The 17,387-nt window shown below is 66.8% G+C and carries 16 protein-coding genes; 5 read left to right on the top strand and 11 right to left on the bottom strand.

Features of this window, described 5'->3' with window-relative positions; translation table 11 throughout:
- Positions 1-42: 42 nt before the first annotated feature.
- Genes ACGFNJ_RS30555 through ACGFNJ_RS30530 form a run of 6 tightly spaced genes read right to left on the bottom strand, consistent with a single transcriptional unit; the run spans position 43 to position 5,276 of the window.
- Positions 43-1,272, bottom strand: coding sequence for a cytochrome P450 (locus ACGFNJ_RS30555; RefSeq protein WP_393455807.1), 1,230 nt, complete (start codon positions 1,270-1,272; stop codon positions 43-45).
- Between the two features lie 10 nt (positions 1,273-1,282).
- A complete protein-coding gene (locus tag ACGFNJ_RS30550; RefSeq protein ID WP_393455804.1) occupies positions 1,283-2,542 on the bottom strand; it encodes a cytochrome P450 in 1,260 nt (419 codons plus the stop codon).
- Positions 2,539-3,144 (bottom strand): ATP/GTP-binding protein, encoded by a 606-nt coding sequence (locus ACGFNJ_RS30545; RefSeq protein ID WP_069167529.1) that lies wholly within the window; start codon positions 3,142-3,144, stop codon positions 2,539-2,541. Before ACGFNJ_RS30545 ends, ACGFNJ_RS30550 begins: the two co-directional genes overlap by 4 nt.
- Positions 3,119-3,469, bottom strand: coding sequence for a DUF742 domain-containing protein (locus tag ACGFNJ_RS30540; protein WP_069167528.1), 351 nt, complete (start codon positions 3,467-3,469; stop codon positions 3,119-3,121). Before ACGFNJ_RS30540 ends, ACGFNJ_RS30545 begins: the two co-directional genes overlap by 26 nt.
- Positions 3,466-3,891: a roadblock/LC7 domain-containing protein gene (locus tag ACGFNJ_RS30535; RefSeq protein ID WP_393455801.1), complete on the bottom strand. Its 426-nt coding sequence runs from the start codon at positions 3,889-3,891 to the stop codon at positions 3,466-3,468. Before ACGFNJ_RS30535 ends, ACGFNJ_RS30540 begins: the two co-directional genes overlap by 4 nt.
- On the bottom strand, positions 3,891-5,276 hold the full coding sequence (locus ACGFNJ_RS30530) for an ATP-binding protein (RefSeq protein ID WP_393455798.1): 1,386 nt from the start codon (positions 5,274-5,276) through the stop codon (positions 3,891-3,893). The genes ACGFNJ_RS30535 and ACGFNJ_RS30530 overlap by 1 nt, the downstream gene beginning before the upstream one ends.
- A 764-nt stretch (positions 5,277-6,040) precedes the next feature.
- Here ACGFNJ_RS30530 and ACGFNJ_RS30525 point away from each other — a divergent pair.
- Positions 6,041-6,472 carry an SRPBCC family protein gene (locus tag ACGFNJ_RS30525; protein ID WP_393455795.1) on the top strand — a complete coding sequence of 144 codons (432 nt, stop codon included), beginning with the start codon at positions 6,041-6,043 and terminating at the stop codon, positions 6,470-6,472.
- A gap of 29 nt (positions 6,473-6,501) precedes the next feature.
- Here the strand turns inward: ACGFNJ_RS30525 and ACGFNJ_RS30520 are convergent, their stop codons facing one another.
- The gene (locus tag ACGFNJ_RS30520) at positions 6,502-7,440 is read right to left on the bottom strand and encodes a LysR family transcriptional regulator (RefSeq protein WP_393455792.1); all 939 of its coding nucleotides are present in this window, start codon (positions 7,438-7,440) and stop codon (positions 6,502-6,504) included.
- A gap of 99 nt (positions 7,441-7,539) precedes the next feature.
- On the opposite strand from ACGFNJ_RS30520, the gene ACGFNJ_RS30515 reads away from it, so the two are divergent.
- The 3 genes from ACGFNJ_RS30515 to ACGFNJ_RS30505 are packed head-to-tail and all read left to right on the top strand — an operon-like array spanning position 7,540 to position 11,080.
- The gene (locus tag ACGFNJ_RS30515) at positions 7,540-8,646 is read left to right on the top strand and encodes a tartrate dehydrogenase (protein ID WP_393455789.1); all 1,107 of its coding nucleotides are present in this window, start codon (positions 7,540-7,542) and stop codon (positions 8,644-8,646) included.
- A complete protein-coding gene (locus ACGFNJ_RS30510; RefSeq protein ID WP_393455786.1) occupies positions 8,643-9,956 on the top strand; it encodes a 2-hydroxycarboxylate transporter family protein in 1,314 nt (437 codons plus the stop codon). The genes ACGFNJ_RS30515 and ACGFNJ_RS30510 overlap by 4 nt, the downstream gene beginning before the upstream one ends.
- Positions 9,953-11,080, top strand: a complete 1,128-nt coding sequence (locus ACGFNJ_RS30505; RefSeq protein WP_393455783.1) for a glycerate kinase — start codon at positions 9,953-9,955, stop codon at positions 11,078-11,080. The genes ACGFNJ_RS30510 and ACGFNJ_RS30505 overlap by 4 nt, the downstream gene beginning before the upstream one ends.
- Positions 11,081-11,567: 487 nt before the next feature.
- On the opposite strand, the gene ACGFNJ_RS30500 is transcribed toward ACGFNJ_RS30505, so the two are convergent.
- A complete protein-coding gene (locus ACGFNJ_RS30500) occupies positions 11,568-12,314 on the bottom strand; it encodes a class I SAM-dependent methyltransferase (protein WP_393455780.1) in 747 nt (248 codons plus the stop codon).
- A gap of 418 nt (positions 12,315-12,732) precedes the next feature.
- On the opposite strand from ACGFNJ_RS30500, the gene galE reads away from it, so the two are divergent.
- The gene (gene galE, locus ACGFNJ_RS30495) at positions 12,733-13,719 is read left to right on the top strand and encodes a UDP-glucose 4-epimerase GalE (RefSeq protein WP_393455777.1); all 987 of its coding nucleotides are present in this window, start codon (positions 12,733-12,735) and stop codon (positions 13,717-13,719) included.
- A 127-nt stretch (positions 13,720-13,846) separates the two neighbouring features.
- Here the strand turns inward: galE and alc are convergent, their stop codons facing one another.
- The 3 genes from alc to ACGFNJ_RS30480 are packed head-to-tail and all read right to left on the bottom strand — an operon-like array spanning position 13,847 to position 17,334.
- Positions 13,847-14,875 carry an allantoicase gene (gene alc / locus ACGFNJ_RS30490; RefSeq protein WP_393455774.1) on the bottom strand — a complete coding sequence of 343 codons (1,029 nt, stop codon included), beginning with the start codon at positions 14,873-14,875 and terminating at the stop codon, positions 13,847-13,849.
- On the bottom strand, positions 14,868-16,193 hold the full coding sequence (gene allB, locus ACGFNJ_RS30485; protein ID WP_393455771.1) for an allantoinase AllB: 1,326 nt from the start codon (positions 16,191-16,193) through the stop codon (positions 14,868-14,870). The genes alc and allB overlap by 8 nt, the downstream gene beginning before the upstream one ends.
- Entirely contained in the window at positions 16,186-17,334 is a 1,149-nt protein-coding gene (locus ACGFNJ_RS30480) for a glycerate kinase (protein WP_393456503.1), read from the bottom strand. Before ACGFNJ_RS30480 ends, allB begins: the two co-directional genes overlap by 8 nt.
- Positions 17,335-17,387: the final 53 nt, after the last annotated feature.

The following is a 17,387-nucleotide window of genomic DNA, read 5'->3' as shown; positions in this document are numbered from 1 at the left end:
CGAAAGGGGCGCCCGCAACGGACGCCCCTGCACGGCGCCTGACTACTGCACGGGTTCCAGGATCACCGGCAAGGTCCGGTGACCGTTCGAGATGAAGCTGACCACGGTGCCCAGCTCCGCCGGGTCCGCCGCCAGCCGCATGTTCGGGAAGCGCTCGAAGAGGGCAGGCAGCGCGATCGCCGCCTCCAGCCTGGCCAGCGGCGAACCGAGGCAATGATGCACGCCGTGCCCGAAAGCCAAGTGGTCCTTGGTCACTCGGGTCACGTCGAACTCGTCGGCGGTGTCGCCGTGCAGCTTCGGATCCCGGTTGGCCGCCGCATAGGACGCGAGAATCGGCTCACCCTTGCCGATGTGAACGCCCTCGATGTCGATGTCGTCGACGGCGAATCGCAACGGCAGGTGCGCGACCGGCGCCTCGAAACGCAACGACTCCTCGATCAGGTCCGACCAGCTCACCTCGCCCTTCAGCACAATGTCGCGCTGCTCGGGCCTGGTGACCATCGCGTAGATCGCCTGGTCGAGCAGATTGACGGTGGTCTCGTGCCCGGCGCTGATGACGAGCAGCAGCGTGTCGATGAGTTCCTGCTCGGTCAGCTGCGAGCCGTCGCCCTCGTCGCGGTGCGTGATGAGCAGGCTGGTCATGTCGTCGCCGGGATGCTCGCGGCGGAAGGCAACCAACTCGGCCAGGATGCGATACATCTCCATGTAGTTGGCCTGCGACTCCTCCGGGCCGAGCGAGGTGTCGAAGATGCCGTCGACGCACCGGCGCAGCCCGGGGTTCAACGATTCCGGCACACCCATCAGCTCGGAGATGACCTGGATCGGCAGCGGGTAGGCGAAACCCTCACGCAGGTCGACGACTTCGCCCGCCGGTACCGCGGCGAGCGTGGCGATCAGCCGCTCGGTGATGGCGTCGATCCGGGGGCGCATCGCCTCGGTGCGCCGATGGGTGAACGCGGGCGCGACCAGCTTGCGCAGTCGGCGATGGTCGGCGCCGTAGGCGGTGAACATATTGTTCACCGCCACCCACAGGAACAGCGGCCAGTCCTGCGGCACTTCACCGTTGGCGAAGGCAGGCCAGTGCTGCCTGGCATCCTTGGAGACCCGTGGATCGACCAGCAGCCGCTTGAGCAGATCGGCGTCCGTGATGGACCACGCCTGCACACCTCCCGGCAGTGCCACCGGAGTCGCTGGTCCGCGTTCGCGTAAGCGGGCGGCCTCACCTTGAATATCGGTACCCGTGGGGTCCAGGACTAGCGGCTCGGTGTCCATCGGAGTCTCCTTAAAACACGTGTAGCGGTGGTGACTTAGGAAATGCTACGGGGAGGGATACCAGCGCGCGATGGAAAGGACCTGGCCGCCAAGTCAATTCATCGGCGGGAACCGCGAGTTTCAATTCGGGCAATGCATCCAGCAGTTGATCGATGGCATCCTGCACAATCAGCAGCGCCATCGATCGTGCCGGACAGGCGTGCGGGCCGACGCCCCACGCCAAATGTGAACGGTTGGCTACATATTCGCCCGCGTTGACCGCGGGGTCGTTGTTGCAGCCGGCCATGCTGATCACCACCGGGTGGTGCGCAGGCAGCCAGACACCGTCGATCAAGATCGGCTGCTTCGGGTAGGAGACACAGTAATTCGCCATCGGCGGGTCGGTGAACAACACCTCGTCGAGCGCGTCCCGCGTCGAAAGACTGCCGCCGAGAACGCTTCCCGCGAAGCGGTCGTCGGTGAGCATCAGCAGCAGTGTGTTGATGATCAGGTTGAGTTGCGGCTCGATCCCCGCACCGTAGAGGGTGGCCAGTTGATGGATCATCTCTGCGTCGTCGAGCTTGGCCGGATGGGCGATCAACCGCGAAGTGATGTCGTTGCCTGGCTCTTTGCGGCGCAGGGTGACCAGCTCGAACAGCGCGTCGGTGAGCATCGCGTTGCCCTTCTCCGCGTTGATGCCCTCGAAGATCGCGGCCATGCCGGTGGCAACCTGCTGGCCGATATCTGGCGGGCAGCCGAGCGTAGCGTTGAGCACCGCGAAGGTGAGCGGGAAGGCGTACTGGCTGATCAGGTCTGCCGCGCCGTCCTCGCAGAAGGCATTGATCAACGGGATGGCGATCTGCTCGACGGTCGCGTGCAACGAGTACAGGTCGACCTCTGCGACGGCGGACACATTGGCCTGCCGGTAGCGGCTGTGTTCCAGGCCCGCGCTGCGCAGCGCGTTGGGCCGCCACTCCAGCATCGGCAGGATCGGGCACTCGCCGGGAATATCCTTCTGCCAGGTGCGCGGGTCGGCCGGGAAGTGCTCGGGGTCATTGAGGATGCGCAGCGCGGTGTGATAGCCGACCACCAGCGTCGCAGGCACGCCGGGCGATAACTCCACCGGCGCCAACGAGCCGTAGTTGCGGCGCATCTCACGGTAGGCACGATGCGGATCCGCGGCGTGTTCCTCGGTGTACAGCGGCACCCGTGGGCCGTCGTTGTCGATCGGGGAACCGTGCTGAACGGGGCAGGAATGGGCCGGTGGGGTACTCGCCGGTGGGGTACTCAAAGACGTGACTCCTGACGCTGGAACAGGAATTCGACGAGCGTGATCAGCGACCGCAAGCACGTGCCCCGATCACGCGCGTCAAGATTGGTGAGCGGGGTATCGGCGGCGAGATCCAAGGCGTCGCGGACCTCGTCGAGCGGATAGTTTCTGGCGCCTTCGAATTGGTTGACGGCCACCGAATACGGCACGCCGCGCTCCTCGAGCACCGAGAGCACCTCATCGGATTTCTCGATGCGCCTGGTGTCCACCAGCACCAGCGCACCGAGCGCGCCGCGGGCCAGCTCTTCCCACAGCGGAACGAACCGCTGCTGGCCCGGCGTGCCGAACAGATACAGCGCCAGTTTCGGACTGAGCGTGATGCGACCGAAGTCCATCGCGACGGTCGTCTGGTATTTGCCTGGCAGACCGGCCATGTCGTCGACGCCGACGCTGGCCTCGGTGATCGTCTCCTCCGTGCGCAGCGGCTTGATCTCCGAGACGCTGCTCACGAAGGTCGTCTTGCCGACCCCGAAATTGCCTGCCACCAACAGCTTTACGGAACGGGTAACGGTCTCCGGCACATAGTCGACTGCACGATCAGACGGCGAGAGCACGGAGCCCATTGAGTACCTCCTCCAGCAGAGCGATCTCCGGCAGGTGCTCTGCCGGGGTAGGCGTGACTAAATGTCCGCTGTCCATCAGATCGGCCACCACGATCTTGACAACGGACGGCGGTAGATCGAGGTACGCGGCGATCTCTGCGACCGACAGCGTGCCTTGGCGGCTGCAGAGCGTGATGACCCGGCGTGCATCGGGAGCGGTACCCGGTAGCGGGTCCTTGGCCGCGCGGACCAGGGTGACCAGGTCCAGTTCGCGGGTGGGACGGGTCCGCCCCCCGGTGCGCACGTACGCCCGAACCAAATCGGGATCACGCCGGGAGCGGGTCATGTCAGGTCGCCACCATCAACCCGTCGCCGCGGCTCGCTACCCAGCTCGTGTCCGACGCGGCCGGCGAGTTCGTTCATCCGATGCGCGATGAGTGCCACGTCGATGTCCGGGGTGGTCGCGACGCCGAGCAGCGCGCCCTCCCCCGCGGCGGTGATCAGGATCATGCCCTGGTCGTACTCGGTCATGTTCTGCCGCACGCCGTTATCGCCGCTGCCGCAGAATTCGCCGAGCGCCTTGCCGAGGGAACGCAGGCCGGAGGCGGCGGCGGAGAACCGCTCGGCCTGGTCGCGCTCGATGCCCGCCGAATGCGCGATGCGCAGCCCGTCCTCGGACAGGAGCACCGAGAATCTGACACCGGGCACGGTGAGGTCTTCGAGTAGCCAGCCCAGCTTGTTGCTGCTGTCGGTCACGGGTGTGGCCATCAGGGGTTCGTCCCTTCCGTGTGATCGGACTGATCGGCGGCGGCGCGGCCGCTCTGGGAACCGGTGTGCCAGGCGGCGGCGACATCGGGCCGGGCCAGGCCCGGCTCGGTGCGCGGACCGACCGGGGCGAGCGCGACGGCCCGGCGACGCCGCTTGGGCAGGCCACCATCGGTGATCTCGTGCACGGCGAATTGCTCACTCTCGCTTGGCTCTTCGCGCGGCGTTTCGCTCACGGGGGCCGGCTCGGGAGCAGGTTCGGCGACGGGTGGTTTCTCCAGCGCGGGCGTGACCTCCTGACTCGGCGGCGCGGTCATCAGCAGCGCCTCGGGGATGTAGACCATCGCCCGCATGCCGCCGTAGACGTTCGGTCCATCGATATAGACGGTGAAGCCGTAGCGGCGGGCCAGCGCGGCGATGCCGGGGAAACCGACCTTGGGTGACGGGCCGAGCTGGTGGATGTCGACCGAGCGCTCGTGCGCGAGCACCTGCCTGGCCTCCTCCATCTGCTCGGCGTTCATCCGCACGCCCGCGTCGTCGATGATCACCGTGACGCCGTGATGACCCTCTTGGAAGCTGACGTCCACGTAGGAGGTCGGCGGGGAGTAGCGCAGCGCGTTGTCGAGCAGGGTCGCCAGCGTGTGCACGAGCGGCTCGACCGCGCGGCTGATCACGACCCGGTCCAGCTGGTTGGGGCGCACCCGGAGGTAGTCACGGACTCGGCCGGTCGCGCCGCCGACGACGTCGGTGAGCGACTGGGCGGGCCACCGCCTGCCGGGCAGACCACCACAGACGATCACGTAGGACTGCGCCTGCCGGATCATCTGCTGCACGGTGTGGTCGATGCGCGTGAGGGTTTCGTACACCTCGTCCTTGCGATGCTCGCGCAGCGCGGCGCTCACCACCTGGCCGACGTCGGCGCCGAGGCTGACCACCGAGGTGCCGAACGAGCGGACCGCCGCACTGGTCGCCTGACGCGACGCGGAGGACACCTCGCCGCGGACCTTCTCTTCGGCGGCGCCGATCGCCTGCTGCGCTTCGCGATTGGCCAGTTCCCTGGTCTCGGAGCGGAGCAGGCTCAGGTCGTCGGCGTACCGTTCGGCGATCCAGCGCAACATCTGCGCCAGCCGGGAATTCTCCAGCGCCTGCGGCACTTCGACCACGGGCGCGCTGCTGTCGTAGCGTCTGATCGACTCCGCGACCGCGGGTAGCGTGGTGGTGGCGAAGCGCTCGACGACCTCCTCGGTGGCTCGCTGCTCTCTACTGAGGGCCTCGACTTTGGCTCGCTGCTGTTTCGCATACTGGGCTGCGTAGAACGCCACCGCTACCGCTATCAGCAGCGCGGCGGCCAGGATCCATGAAAGCACCACGGCGATATCTTGATTCATCAGTTCTTTCGTCGTCGATTGGCGCCGAGGAATCGACTCTCCGTCATCGTGCTTCGTCTCGCCTTCCTCGCGACGCCGACCATGCACAACCCTGGTCGGATCTGGTCCACGTCGAAGGTCCGGAGACCCGACGTAGCCGCGAGGTCCTTCAGCTCGTACCTCACAGCACCAGCTCGTAACCTCACAGCACCGACGGGGCAGGCGATTCCATGTTTGATCGCCAACCGTACGGATCGTGTCCGAACGGTTACCAGAACCCGACGTTCCGACATTAGCAGCAATGCAACCGTGTCTTGCCAAATCCACATACATGATTGCGTTTGCGCACCGACGGATGACGAGTGCCGCCGAATGCGCAATAATGCTGCGCCGCTATCGATCACGATCGCTTGCCGCACGATGACCAGCGGCATTCCGACAACACCGACAGAGGACACATCATCGGACCTATTCACGGTTCGGCGCCGTCCACACATCCTTGTCAACCACGCCTATCTCGGTTCGACCACGAAACAGGATGACCGGTAGGAACATTGGGTACGGTTCCGACCGGAAGTTTGCTGGACCGTCCAGTTCGGCCCCGATATCGCTGTCCGCGAACCACATTCATCTCTATGGTTGTTGACTTCTGCGAGGTTGCCCGGTGATCGCCGGACTGTTCGGTCGGCTTCCCCCAACGACTGTCCACAGTTCCCAGCTCAGGGAAGCAACCGGCCGCCGGGCGCCGACTGGGGAGAACCGCCGGTACCGGATACTATGCGGCCATGGCAAAGCTGAAGGTGTCCGTCGACGTGCCGCTCTCACCCGAAGACGCGTGGTCGCACACATCCAATCTGGCCGACCTCGACAAGTGGCTCACAATGCACGAGGCCTGGCGCAGCGAGATCCCCGACCAGCTCACCGTCGGCACCCAGCTCGTCGGCGTCGCCTCGGTGAAAGGACTGCGCAACCGGGTGACCTGGACGGTCAAGGCGGCCGATGCGCCGCGGCGGCTCGCGCTCACCGGTGCGGGCAAGGGCGGCACCAAGCTCGGCCTCGAACTGCTCGTCGCCCCGAAGGGCACCGGCTCGGAAGTGACCGTCGACATCGAGCTCGGCGGCAGGCCGCTGTTCGGGCCGATCGGCGCGGGCGTGGCGCGCGCGGTGAAGGGCGATATCGAGCGATCCCTGGACAAGTTCGTCGCGCTGTACGCCTGATCGAACACGGCAGGTCGAGCCGCGACGGCTCAACCTGCCGCTTCGGTGATGCGGCGGCCGAGGCCCGCCTTCAGATGATCGATCACGGCCCTGGTTCGGCGCGGCAGCGGTGCCGTTGCCGCGTACACCGCGAAGATATCCGCGCTCGGAGTCGCCAGTTCCGGCAGCACCTGGACCAGTGCGCCGTCGCGCAGCAGCGGATCGACGTGCCAGCGCGAGCGCATCACCAGCCCGCGGCCCTCCAGACACCATCGGGTGATCACGTCGCCGTCGTTGCTGGTCAGATTGCCTGCCACCCGGACAGCGATCTCCTTGCCCGCGCTCTCGAAACGCCACAGCGCATAGTCGGACTCGTTCTCGCGCAGCACGATGCAGTTGTGTGCTTCGAGGTCCTTGACCGTCGCGGGGATTCCGTTGCGCCGCACGTACTCCGGTGACGCGCACACCACCCGTTGATTGACCCACAGCCTGGTCGCGGTCAGTCGCGAGTCCTGGAGCGCGCCGACCCTGATCCCGATGTCGAACCCGCTGCCCGCGATATGCAGTGGCACCGCCGAAAGGTCCAGGTCCACCTGCACTGTGGGGTGGTGTTCCACGAAATCGGCGACCAATGGCGCGATATGGGCCCGGCCCAGGCCGATCGTCGACCGGATGTGCACGCGCCCGCGCAAGTCGTGGCGCTGCTCCGCGATCGAATCCTCCAGTTCCTCCAGCTGTGCGGCGATCACCGCGGCACCCGCCGCGTAGCGCTCCCCCTCCGGCGTCAACGTCAGCCTGCGCGTGCTGCGTTGCACGAGCACCACACCGAGCCGCGCCTCCATCTGAGCGAGCCGCTTGCTCACCGACGACACCGAGACGCCGAACTGCATGGCCGCCTCGGTCAGGCTGCGCGAGCGGGCGACGATATCGAAAAACGACACGTCGTCGGTGGACGCACCGTACACGGCGACCTCCTCGTTCTTTTCCATTCCGGAAAGAGTCTCTTGCGCGCTCCGTGCTTTTGCCGCGGAATATCCGAGCCTACCGTTGAGAACTACCCGCTACCAAGAAGATCGGAGCACGCGACGATGGGTGCCACACACCGAATTGCTGTCATTCCAGGCGACGGCATCGGCAAAGAAGTCGTGCCGCAGGGAATTCAGGTATTGTCGGCCGCCGCTGCCGCCTTCGACTTCAGCATCGATATCACCGAGTTCGATTTCGCGAGCGCCGACTATTACACGGCCAACGGCACCATGCTGCCCGACGGCTGGTTCGACGAACTGGCCGCGTTCGACGCGCTGTTCTTCGGCGCCGTCGGCTGGCCGGAGGTGGTGCCGGACCACATCTCGCTGTGGGGCAGCCTGCTGCAGTTCCGCCGGCACTTCGACCAGTACGTCAGCCTGCGGCCGGTCCGGCTGCTGCCGGGCATCAGCAGCCCGCTGGCCGGGCGCGTGCCAGGTGACGTCGACTTCTACGTGGTCAGAGAAAACACCGAGGGCGAGTATTCGAGCATCGGCGGCAAGATCTTCGAAGGCACCGATCGGGAAACGGTGATCCAGGAGACCGTGATGACCAGAACCGGCGTGGATCGAATTCTGAAGTACGCCTTCGAACTAGCGCGCCGCAGGCCGAAACGACACCTCACGTCGGCGACGAAGAGCAATGGCATTTCCATCTCGATGCCCTATTGGGACGAGCGCGTCGCGAACATGGCAGGCGACTATCCCGATGTCGCCGTCGACAAGTACCACATCGATATCTTGACGGCGAATTTCGTGTTGCACCCGGATTGGTTCGACGTGGTGGTGGCGAGCAATCTGTTCGGCGATATCCTCTCCGATCTCGGACCGGCCTGCACCGGCACCATCGGCATCGCGCCGAGCGGAAACATCAACCCAGAGCGCCGGTTCCCGAGCCTGTTCGAGCCGGTGCACGGGTCGGCCCCCGACATCGCGGGACGCGGGATCGCCAACCCGATCGGCCAAATCTGGAGCGGGGCAATGATGCTGGAGCATCTCGGTGAGCAGGCCGCCGCGGCGGCGGTGCTTGCGGCGATCGAAGCGGCGCTGACTCAGGAGAAGTCGGCGATGACGCCCGACATGGGCGGCTCGGGCACGACGGCGTCGTTCGGTGCGCTGGTGCGCGCACAGCTCGAGGCGGCGACCTCGATGAGTGCGGTGGGTCAGTCATGAAACTCGACACCAAGCCCCGGCGCTCGTTTCCGGCGCCCGCGCTCGACGGTATCCCGCTGATCGTGCCGATCATCCTCACCGCAGGCGTGCTTGTCGCAGGCCTCTTCGAGGCGATACCGCGGAACATGATCGGCGGGCTCGCCGTGATCGTCGGGCTCGGCATGCTGCTCGGACCACTGGGCAATCGGCTGCCGGTCATCTCGAAAATCGGTGGCGGGGCGCTGGTCTGCTTGCTGGTTCCGTCGATTCTCGTGTACCACGGCGCGTTCAACGAGAACACGCTCGACGCGGTCACCGCGTTGATGAAGCAGGCGAACTTCCTGTACTTCGTCATCTGCACCCTGGTGGTCGGCAGCATCCTCGGGATGAACCGAAAGGTGATGATCGGCGGGCTGATCCGCATCTTCCCACCGCTGGTGCTCGGCACCGCCATCGCGATCGCGGTCGGCGTCGGCGTGGCCATGGCGTTCGGGTACAGCCTGCATCGTGCGCTGTTCTACATCGTGGTGCCGATCATCGGCGGCGGCATCGGCGAAGGTGTCATCCCGCTCTCGTCGGCGTACGCTTCGGCGTTGGGCGGGCAGTCGACAAGCTTTGTCGCCGAACTCATTCCGGCCGCGATCATCGGCAATATCGCGGCCGTCATCACCGCGGGCGTGCTGCGCAGGCTCGGCGACCGCAGGCCGCAGCTCGACGGCGGCGGCCGATTGGTGAAAGTGCCTGATGCCGAGGTCGACTCGGTGACCGCCGCACCGGATCCACACGCCGCCACTGCCGTACCGGCACGCAATCATGCGCTCGGCGTGCTCATCATCTGCGGTCTGTTCGTGCTCGCCACGCTGCTGGAACACGTGGTGCACCTGCCTGCGCCGGTGCTGGTGATCATCCTGTCGGTGCTCTGCAAGCTGTTCGGCATCTTTCCTGCCGCGGTAGAGGACAGCGTGCGCGGCATATACACCGTCATTTCAAGGCATTTCATCTACCCGACGATGATCGGGCTCGGCCTGCTGTACTTGCCGCTGGAGAGCATCATCGGTGTGCTCTCGGTCGGTTACGTCGCCGCCTGCGTGGCCGTCGTGCTGTCCATGGCTGCCACCGGGTTCTTCGTCGGCCGTGCCATCGGCATGTATCCCGTCGACGCCTCGCTCGTCACGGTGTGCCACAGCGGGCTCGGCGGCACCGGCGACGTCGCCATCCTCTCCGCGTCCCAGCGGATGAACCTGATGCCCTTCGCCCAGATCTCGACCCGCGTCGGCGGTGTCACCACCGTCATCTCGGCGGCCGCCCTGATCAAAGTGTGGCAGGCATGAAGGTGCTGATCGCGCCGGACAAGTTCAAAGGCAGCCTGCCCGCCGCCGAGGTTGCGCGGTGTCTTGCCTTGGGGCTCAGCGGTTCCGGAGCCGAATGCCACGAACTGCCGTTGGCCGACGGCGGTGACGGCAGCGTCGAGGCTGCTGTCGCCGCCGGATTCGAACCGGTGTGGATCACGGTCGCCGGCGCGACGGGCACACCCCGCCGCACCCGGATCGCCCTGCGTGGCGACACCGTGGTGATCGAGGTCGCGAACACTTGCGGGCTCGCCACCGCGCCGCTGGGGCGCGGATATCCGCTCGACGCTTCGAGTCTCGGCTTCGGGCAGGCACTGCGGCAGGCGATGCGGCTGCATCCACGGCGGATCCTGCTGGCTCTGGGCGGTAGCGCGAGCACCGACGCAGGCATGGGTCTGCTCACCGCCCTCGGCTACCGATTCCTCGACGACACCGGCCGGATACTGCCGCCCAGCGGACGCACACTGCTCGACATAGCCACGATCGATGACACTGCGGCCGTACGACTTCCAGCCGTCGAGCTGGTCGCCGCTTGCGACGTCACCAATCCGCTGACCGGCCCCCCCGGTGCGGCAGTCGTGTACGGCCCACAGAAGGGAGCCGACCCGGCGACCGTACGTCACCTCGACCGCGGGCTCCGCCGAATAGTGGAAGCACTGTCGGACAACAGCTTTCCCCAGGCATCCACCCTTGCCGAGATCCCTGGCGCTGGCAGCGCAGGCGGCCTCGGCTTCGCCGCCATGCTCCTCGGCGCTCGACTGGTCTCCGGCGCGGACTACTTCCTCGACCTGCTCGACTTCGACCGCCACCGCATGGCCGCGGACCTGATCGTCACCGGCGAGGGCAGCCTGGACGAGCAGACCGCACACGGCAAACTACCCGCCGCAGTAGCCCGCCGCGCCGCCTCAACACCCGTCATCGCAGTCGCCGGTCGAGTAGCCGTCCCACGAAACACCCTGCCCGCCTTCACCGAAGTCCACGCACTCTCCGACTACACCAACCAGAACACCGCCCACAACCCAACCCTCACCGCCGAACTCCTCGTCCGCATCGGCCACACCATCGCCCGCACCCACTCGCAGGCAGTTCAGCCGGACCCCGCTTGATTTCACTGTGAACGCGTCGCCTCCACGTGCCCCCGTTGGATACTTGCAGCAGGGTCGGGCCGGAACGGTGGCGATACCCTCGCGCGAGCCAAATCGCGACACCCCCACCGGAGCGAACTGACGACAACCATCGCACAGGCCAAGCCGCGACACCCTCACACGGGGCGAGCCTCCGGCTTCTCGCTCGCGTTCGATTCCTGCTTGATCAGGTCGCGGGCGAGACACTTGAAACAGACTGCGCGGCAACGACTTCGACAGCAGATGCAGAGACCGCGATACCGCCCGATCGCGTGATGATCTGCTCGGCGGCGGTGACCTCGGCCGTGACCACGCGACTGTCAATGTGATGAAAGCCCGCTGCCGGTGACGGCGCTGCTGCTGCCGGTGGCGGTGGCGTTCTCGGTCGCGCTGCCGCGGGTGGCGGTCGCGCTGCTGCTGCCGCCGTGGTGGTGACACAGCTTGCGCCGGAATAGCCCGAACGACTGAGTCAGTCGGCGAGGTCCGCCGTGATCAGGCGATATCCGAGGTCGAGGTGGGGCTGGTCGAGGATGTCGGCGTACCGGGCGGTCCATGTGCCGGTCTCCAAATCCGACCGCAGTCGCGACAATCCTTCTTGCAGTAATGGTTTCGGGGTGAGAGCCAGCATCGACATGCCCGCTTGCACGGTCTCGTCGAGGTAGGCGTCTGGACGCCGCCAGAATGCGCCGCCGAAACCGTCGACGCAGTCGTGCGGCACCGGGATCGTTTGGATCTCAGAGTTTTCCGTCAGTGCGGTGAGGCGATCGAGCGGGACCGCGAGGCGGGCGTCGGTGTCGGCAGCGGCGGGCAGGTAGTCGCGAACCAGCCAGAATTGTCGGTACACGGTGTGATCCCAAGTGAGTATCACGATGCGCCGTCTGGCGATCCGGATCATCTCAGCGATACCGCGCTCGAGATCGGTCCAGTGGTGCACGGTGAGCACCGCCAGTGCCGCGTCCGCCGCGCGAGTGCGGACAGGCAGCTGTTCGGCAGTGGCCCGGACCGCGGGCGCGGACCCGACCGGCCGCTGCGCGATCATCACCCCGCTGGGTTCCACCGCGAGAACAGTCCCGGCCGGCTCGTAAGACCCGGTGCCCGCGCCGATGTTCACGATCGATTCCATGCCATCGAGCGCCGCGACGATCGCCGCCGCGATCCGCGGATCCGGCTGCCGGGTAGTCGCATACGTCCGACCGGTGGTGTCGTACACCGTCATCGCCGCGCCCCAAACCGCACGTCCCCGCCGACCACGACATCGATCCCCATGATCGGACCCTATCCCCCACGCCCACCGCCGCAACTACCCTTCAGTTCAGGAGTGCGGATTTCAGGGTTGGCGCGGGGCTTGCCGTGGTTTCCGGTCCCATAGATACCAGCGACCCCGGTATGTGGGAGCACAAGGGGTGGCTGATGGTCGAGAGGGCACTGGTGGCGGAGGCTACTCGCGCGATGCCGCCACCAGTGCCTCGTGATCAGGTGACCAACTCCAGAACGCGCGGATTCGGGGGCCATGGGGTCGGCGGATGTGTGGGCTGGGTATGGGCGGGCTGGGAGGTGGCTGGGTTGAGGTGGGGAGGGTAGTTTCGCGGCGGCAAGGGGATGTCCGTGATCGACTACCGGAAGGTGCGGGTTGGATGAAGATCTTGGTTACTGGTGGTGCCGGGTATATCGGGTCCGTTGTTTCGCATCAGTTGGTGGGTGCGGGGCATGAGGTCGAGATCGTCGATGATCTGTCGACCGGGTTTGCCTCGAATCTGGCCGGTGGGGCGAAGTTTCATCAGATGTCGGTGCACGATGTCGGTGAGATACTCACGCCTGCCGCCGGTTTCGAGGCGGTGCTGCACTTCGCCGGGAAGATCGAAGTGGCGGAGTCGGTGCGGAATCCGGAGAAGTACTGGCAGCAGAACATCGAGGGGTCGTTGGCGCTGTTGCGCGCGATCCGCGCCGCTGCGGTGCCGAGGTTGATTTTCTCGAGCACCGGATCGCTGTATTACGGTGACGGCACGCGCCCGTTCGATGAGACGAACGAGGTCAGGCCGCAGAATCCGTACGCCGCCACGAAGGCAATGATCGACTTGATGATCGCAGGCGAGTGCGGCGCGGGGAATCTGGCGGCGGCGAGCCTGCGGTACTTCAATGCGTCCGGTGCGGTGCTGGCCGAGGGGCGGTGGCTGGGCGAACGCCATGATCCCGAGAGTCATTTGATCCCCATCCTGCTGCAAACCGCGCTCGGCGAACGGGAGTCGTTCACGCTGTACGGGACCGACTACCCGACGCCGGACGGGTCGTGTCGGCGCGACTATGTGCATGTCAGCGATCTGGCCGAAGCACACCTACTCGCACTGGACGCGCTGGAGCCGGGCCGCCACGAGATCTTCAATCTCGGTAACGGGCAAGGGTTCTCGAACCTCGAAGTCCTCGAGACGGTCCGCACCGTCACCGGCCGGGACTTCCCGGTGCTCATCGGTGACCGTCGCCCCGGCGACCCTGCGGTCAGTGTCGCGTCGAGTGAGAAGGCGCACCGGGTGCTCGGCTGGAAACCAGCGCGCTCAGGCCTGGCCGACATCATCTCCGACGCATGGGAATTCCACCAGGCTGTCCACGCCGAGACCCGGTCCTGACCACATCGATTGATCAGCCGACGGTACACACACGCGTCGCTGCACACCCAGGTGCGCGACCTCGTCGTCGGCCTGTCAGGACCCGCACGTTGAAGACTATGTCGACGACATCGGGCGCGAGTCCCGTCTACTTCCCGTCCGACAACCAGCGGGAGTTGAGGGTGCGCTCGGCGTCCGAGGTGAGGGCGCCGAGCACCCGGAGTCGCGCGATGCCGCCGTCCGGGTAGATATCGACGCGGACGTGGGTTGCCGGGCGGTCGGTGGGCGCGAGACGGAAACGGTGTGGGGTATCGGGTTGTAGCGCCGTTCGGGGAAGCAGTTCGAACCACGCCGGGTCGTCAGCCGGTGGAAGTGGTTGGCCTGCAGGGAGATCGATGCCGAGTACGCGGGCCTCGCCTGGGGCGTTGAAGAGTAAATTGGTTGTGTCGAGTTCGATGACAGCGGGGATGCCCTGGGCAGCCAGTTGAATGGTGGCCCAGTCGTTTCCGGTGTCCCGGCGGCGCGCGGTCTCCCAGCCTTCGGCTTGGTTCCGTGCCAGACCAGGAGCAAGCATGTTGTCGGGCGCGGAGTAGAACATGTTGGAGCACGCGATAGTTCGCGCACCGTGTGCCAGCGCGGCCAGGTCGACGGTGAGGCCGGCGAGCAAGGCGGGGTCGGGTACTACTTCGCCGTGGACGCGCAGGCGAGCGACGCCGCCGTCGGGGTAGATGTTGAGGCGGACGTGGGTGAAGATGCGGTCATCCGCGACGGGGAGTTCGTGCTTGGTGTCGCCACCGAGAGCGGTGCGAGGCAGGATCTCGACCCAGTCCGCCGAATCCAGTTGAGCCGGTGACGGATAGCCGAGAGCACGGCAGGCCTCGATCGAGGTGAACGGCGGATAGTTGCCTTTGAACCAGGCGGTGTCGATGACGACGCCGCGGATGATGCCTGGCATGCCGAGCCGGATGACGGCCCAGTCGTGGCCGGGTCCGCGGTGGCGGCGGGTCTCCCAGCCGTCGTACTCCTGCCCTTTGGGGCCGAAGGTGTGCTCGGCGAAGCGGGGTTCCCAAGGATTGATGAGGTTTTCGCGTTCCTCGAACGATTCGTCACTGGCGGCGACGACGCCTGCGCGGTTGGTGCGGAGCGCGAGGTCGGGCAGGCTGGTGAAGTCAGACATGGTTCCCCTGTCGGTTGTGGTGCAAGGCGATCAGGTTGCCCGCGGGCGGCCTGCCGTTGCCGACGACGCGGCCGCGCAGCCAGGTGGCGTGGACGAGGCCGCGCAGTTCGCGGCCGCCGTAGGGCGTAATCGGGTTCTTGTGCGCCAGCGTGGCCGGGTCGACGGTGATCGGCGCCCACGGGTCGAAGGCGACCAGGTCGGCGTCGCAGCCGATCGCGATGCGGCCTTTGTGTGGCAGCCCTGCGAGTTCGGCGGGCGCGGACGCCATCCAGCGGACCACGTCGGTCAGCCGGAAGCCGCGTTCGGCGGCGGCGGTCCACACGGCGGGCAGGCCGATCTGCAGCGAGGCGATGCCGCCCCACGCGGTGGCGAAGTCGCCTTCCTTCAAGTCGGGCGTGCAGGGTGAGTGATCGGAGACCACGCACGTGAGCACACCGTCGGCGAGCCCTTGCCACAGCGCGTCCTGGTTGCCCGAATCCCGTATCGGCGGACAGCATTTGAACGCGGTCGACGATGCCTCGGCGGCGGACAGCGTGAGGTAGTGCGGGCAGGTCTCGGCCGTGATGCGGACGCCGCGCGCCTGGGCCTGTGCGAGCGGTTCGAGGCAGGCGGCCGCCGAGACATGCAGGATGTGCGCGCGCACGCCGGTCGCTTCGGCGAGCGCGATAACCTCCTGCACCGCGGCCTTTTCCGCCGCACCTGGCCGCGAATCCAGGAACGCGCGGTAGGTGCCGTCGACCGGATCACGCAGGCGCACTGGATCTTCGGCGTGCACGACGAGCAGTCCGTCGAACGCGACGAGCTCGCGCATCACCTGCTCCATCTCGCCGAGGCCGAGCGGCGGGAATTCCTCGACCCCGGACGGTGACAGGAAGCATTTGAACCCGACCACGCCCGCATCGTGCAGCGGTCGCAGCGCGGCCAGGTTTCCCGGGATCGCACCGCCCCAGAACGCGACGTCGACGTGGCACTGCCCGGCCGCAACAGACCGCTTGGTCTCCAAATCGGGCACGCTGACCGTCGGCGGCAGCGAATTGAGCGGCATATCGACGATGGTCGTCACCCCGCCCGCCGCGGCCGCCTTGGTTGCCGTGGCGAAACCCTCCCACTCGGTCCGCCCCGGCTCGTTGACGTGCACGTGCGAATCCACCAACCCCGGCAGCACGACGAGGTCGGCGAGGTCGGTGGTCGCGGCGGCGGGCAGCTCGGCCGTGTAGTCGGCCAGGGCAGCAATCTTGCCGTCCTGCACGGCAATTGACGCGGCACGGATTCCCTCCGGCAGTGCGACCCTTCGCGAACGGATAACCAGATCATGCATGTGCGCTCGCTCCCAGCCAAGCTCCGGCGATCTCGCCGGACAGCCGTTCCAACAGAGGTCCGGCGTTCGCGATGCACACCTCGGGGTCGGGTTCGAGGTCGGTCAACGCGTACGCCTGCTCGATGTGGGCGCGGCGCAGCTGCTCGCTGGTGAGCGAGCGCTGGCCTGCCACCGCGACGACCGGCACGGTGGCGCCTGCCGCGGCCCGAGCAACCCCGACCGGCGCTTTGCCGTGCAGGGTCTGCGGGTCGAGCGAGCCTTCGCCGGTGATCACCAGCCGGGCGCCCGCGATCTGCTCGGGGAAGGACATCAGCTCGAGGATGATCTCGATGCCGGGGCGCACGGTCGCACCGAGGAAGGCGAGTGCGGCATAGCCGACTCCCCCAGCCGCGCCCGCACCCGGCCGTTCGGCGACATCGGCGCCGAGATCACGTTCGACGATCGCGGCCAATCGGGCCAGGCCCCACTCCAATTCGTCGACATCGCCTGCCCGTGCGCCCTTCTGCGGACCGTAGACGTGCGCAGCGCCGCGCGGCCCGAGCAACGGGTTGTCGACGTCGGAGGCCACGATGATCGGCACCTGCAGCATGTCGGTGGCGTCGATGCGGGCCAACCGGCTCAATGCCGCACCGCCCGGCGGCAATTCGCGATCCTGCTCGTCGAGGAACCGCACCCCGAGCGCCGACATCATGCCGACCCCGCCGTCGGTGCACGCGCTGCCGCCGAGCCCGAGCACCACCCGCCTGGCTCCGCGGGCCGCGGCGGCACGGATCAGCTCGCCGGTGCCGTAACTCGTTGCCGCCAAAGCAGTGTGGAAAGTCGGCCGAATGGGCAGCCGACGCAGGCCGGACGCTTCCGCGAGTTCGATCACGGCCGCTTCGCCCCTCATCGCGAACGAGGCAGCCACCGGCAATCCCAGTGGACCGGTGACGCTCGTCTGGAAGCGGACGAAGCCCGACTCCACCACCGCGTCGACGGTGCCGTCCCCACCGTCGGCCACCGGCATGGTGACCACGGGGACGTCTGGGCGGACCCGGCGGAGTCCGGTCGCGATATGCGCGGCGACCTGGGGCGCGGTCAGCGACCCCTTGAACTTGTCGGGGGCGACGACGCAGTGTCCTTCGCGCCACCCGCCGCGCATATCCGTGCCGAACTCCGCGATATCGAACATCGCGGGCTGGTGGGAAGCGTCCG

Origin of the sequence: Nocardia sp. NPDC049149 (assembly GCF_043197455.1) — a bacterium.
In the GTDB taxonomy this organism is placed as follows: Bacteria; Actinomycetota; Actinomycetes; order Mycobacteriales; family Mycobacteriaceae; genus Nocardia.
This window is presented reverse-complemented; position numbering and strand designations above follow the sequence as displayed.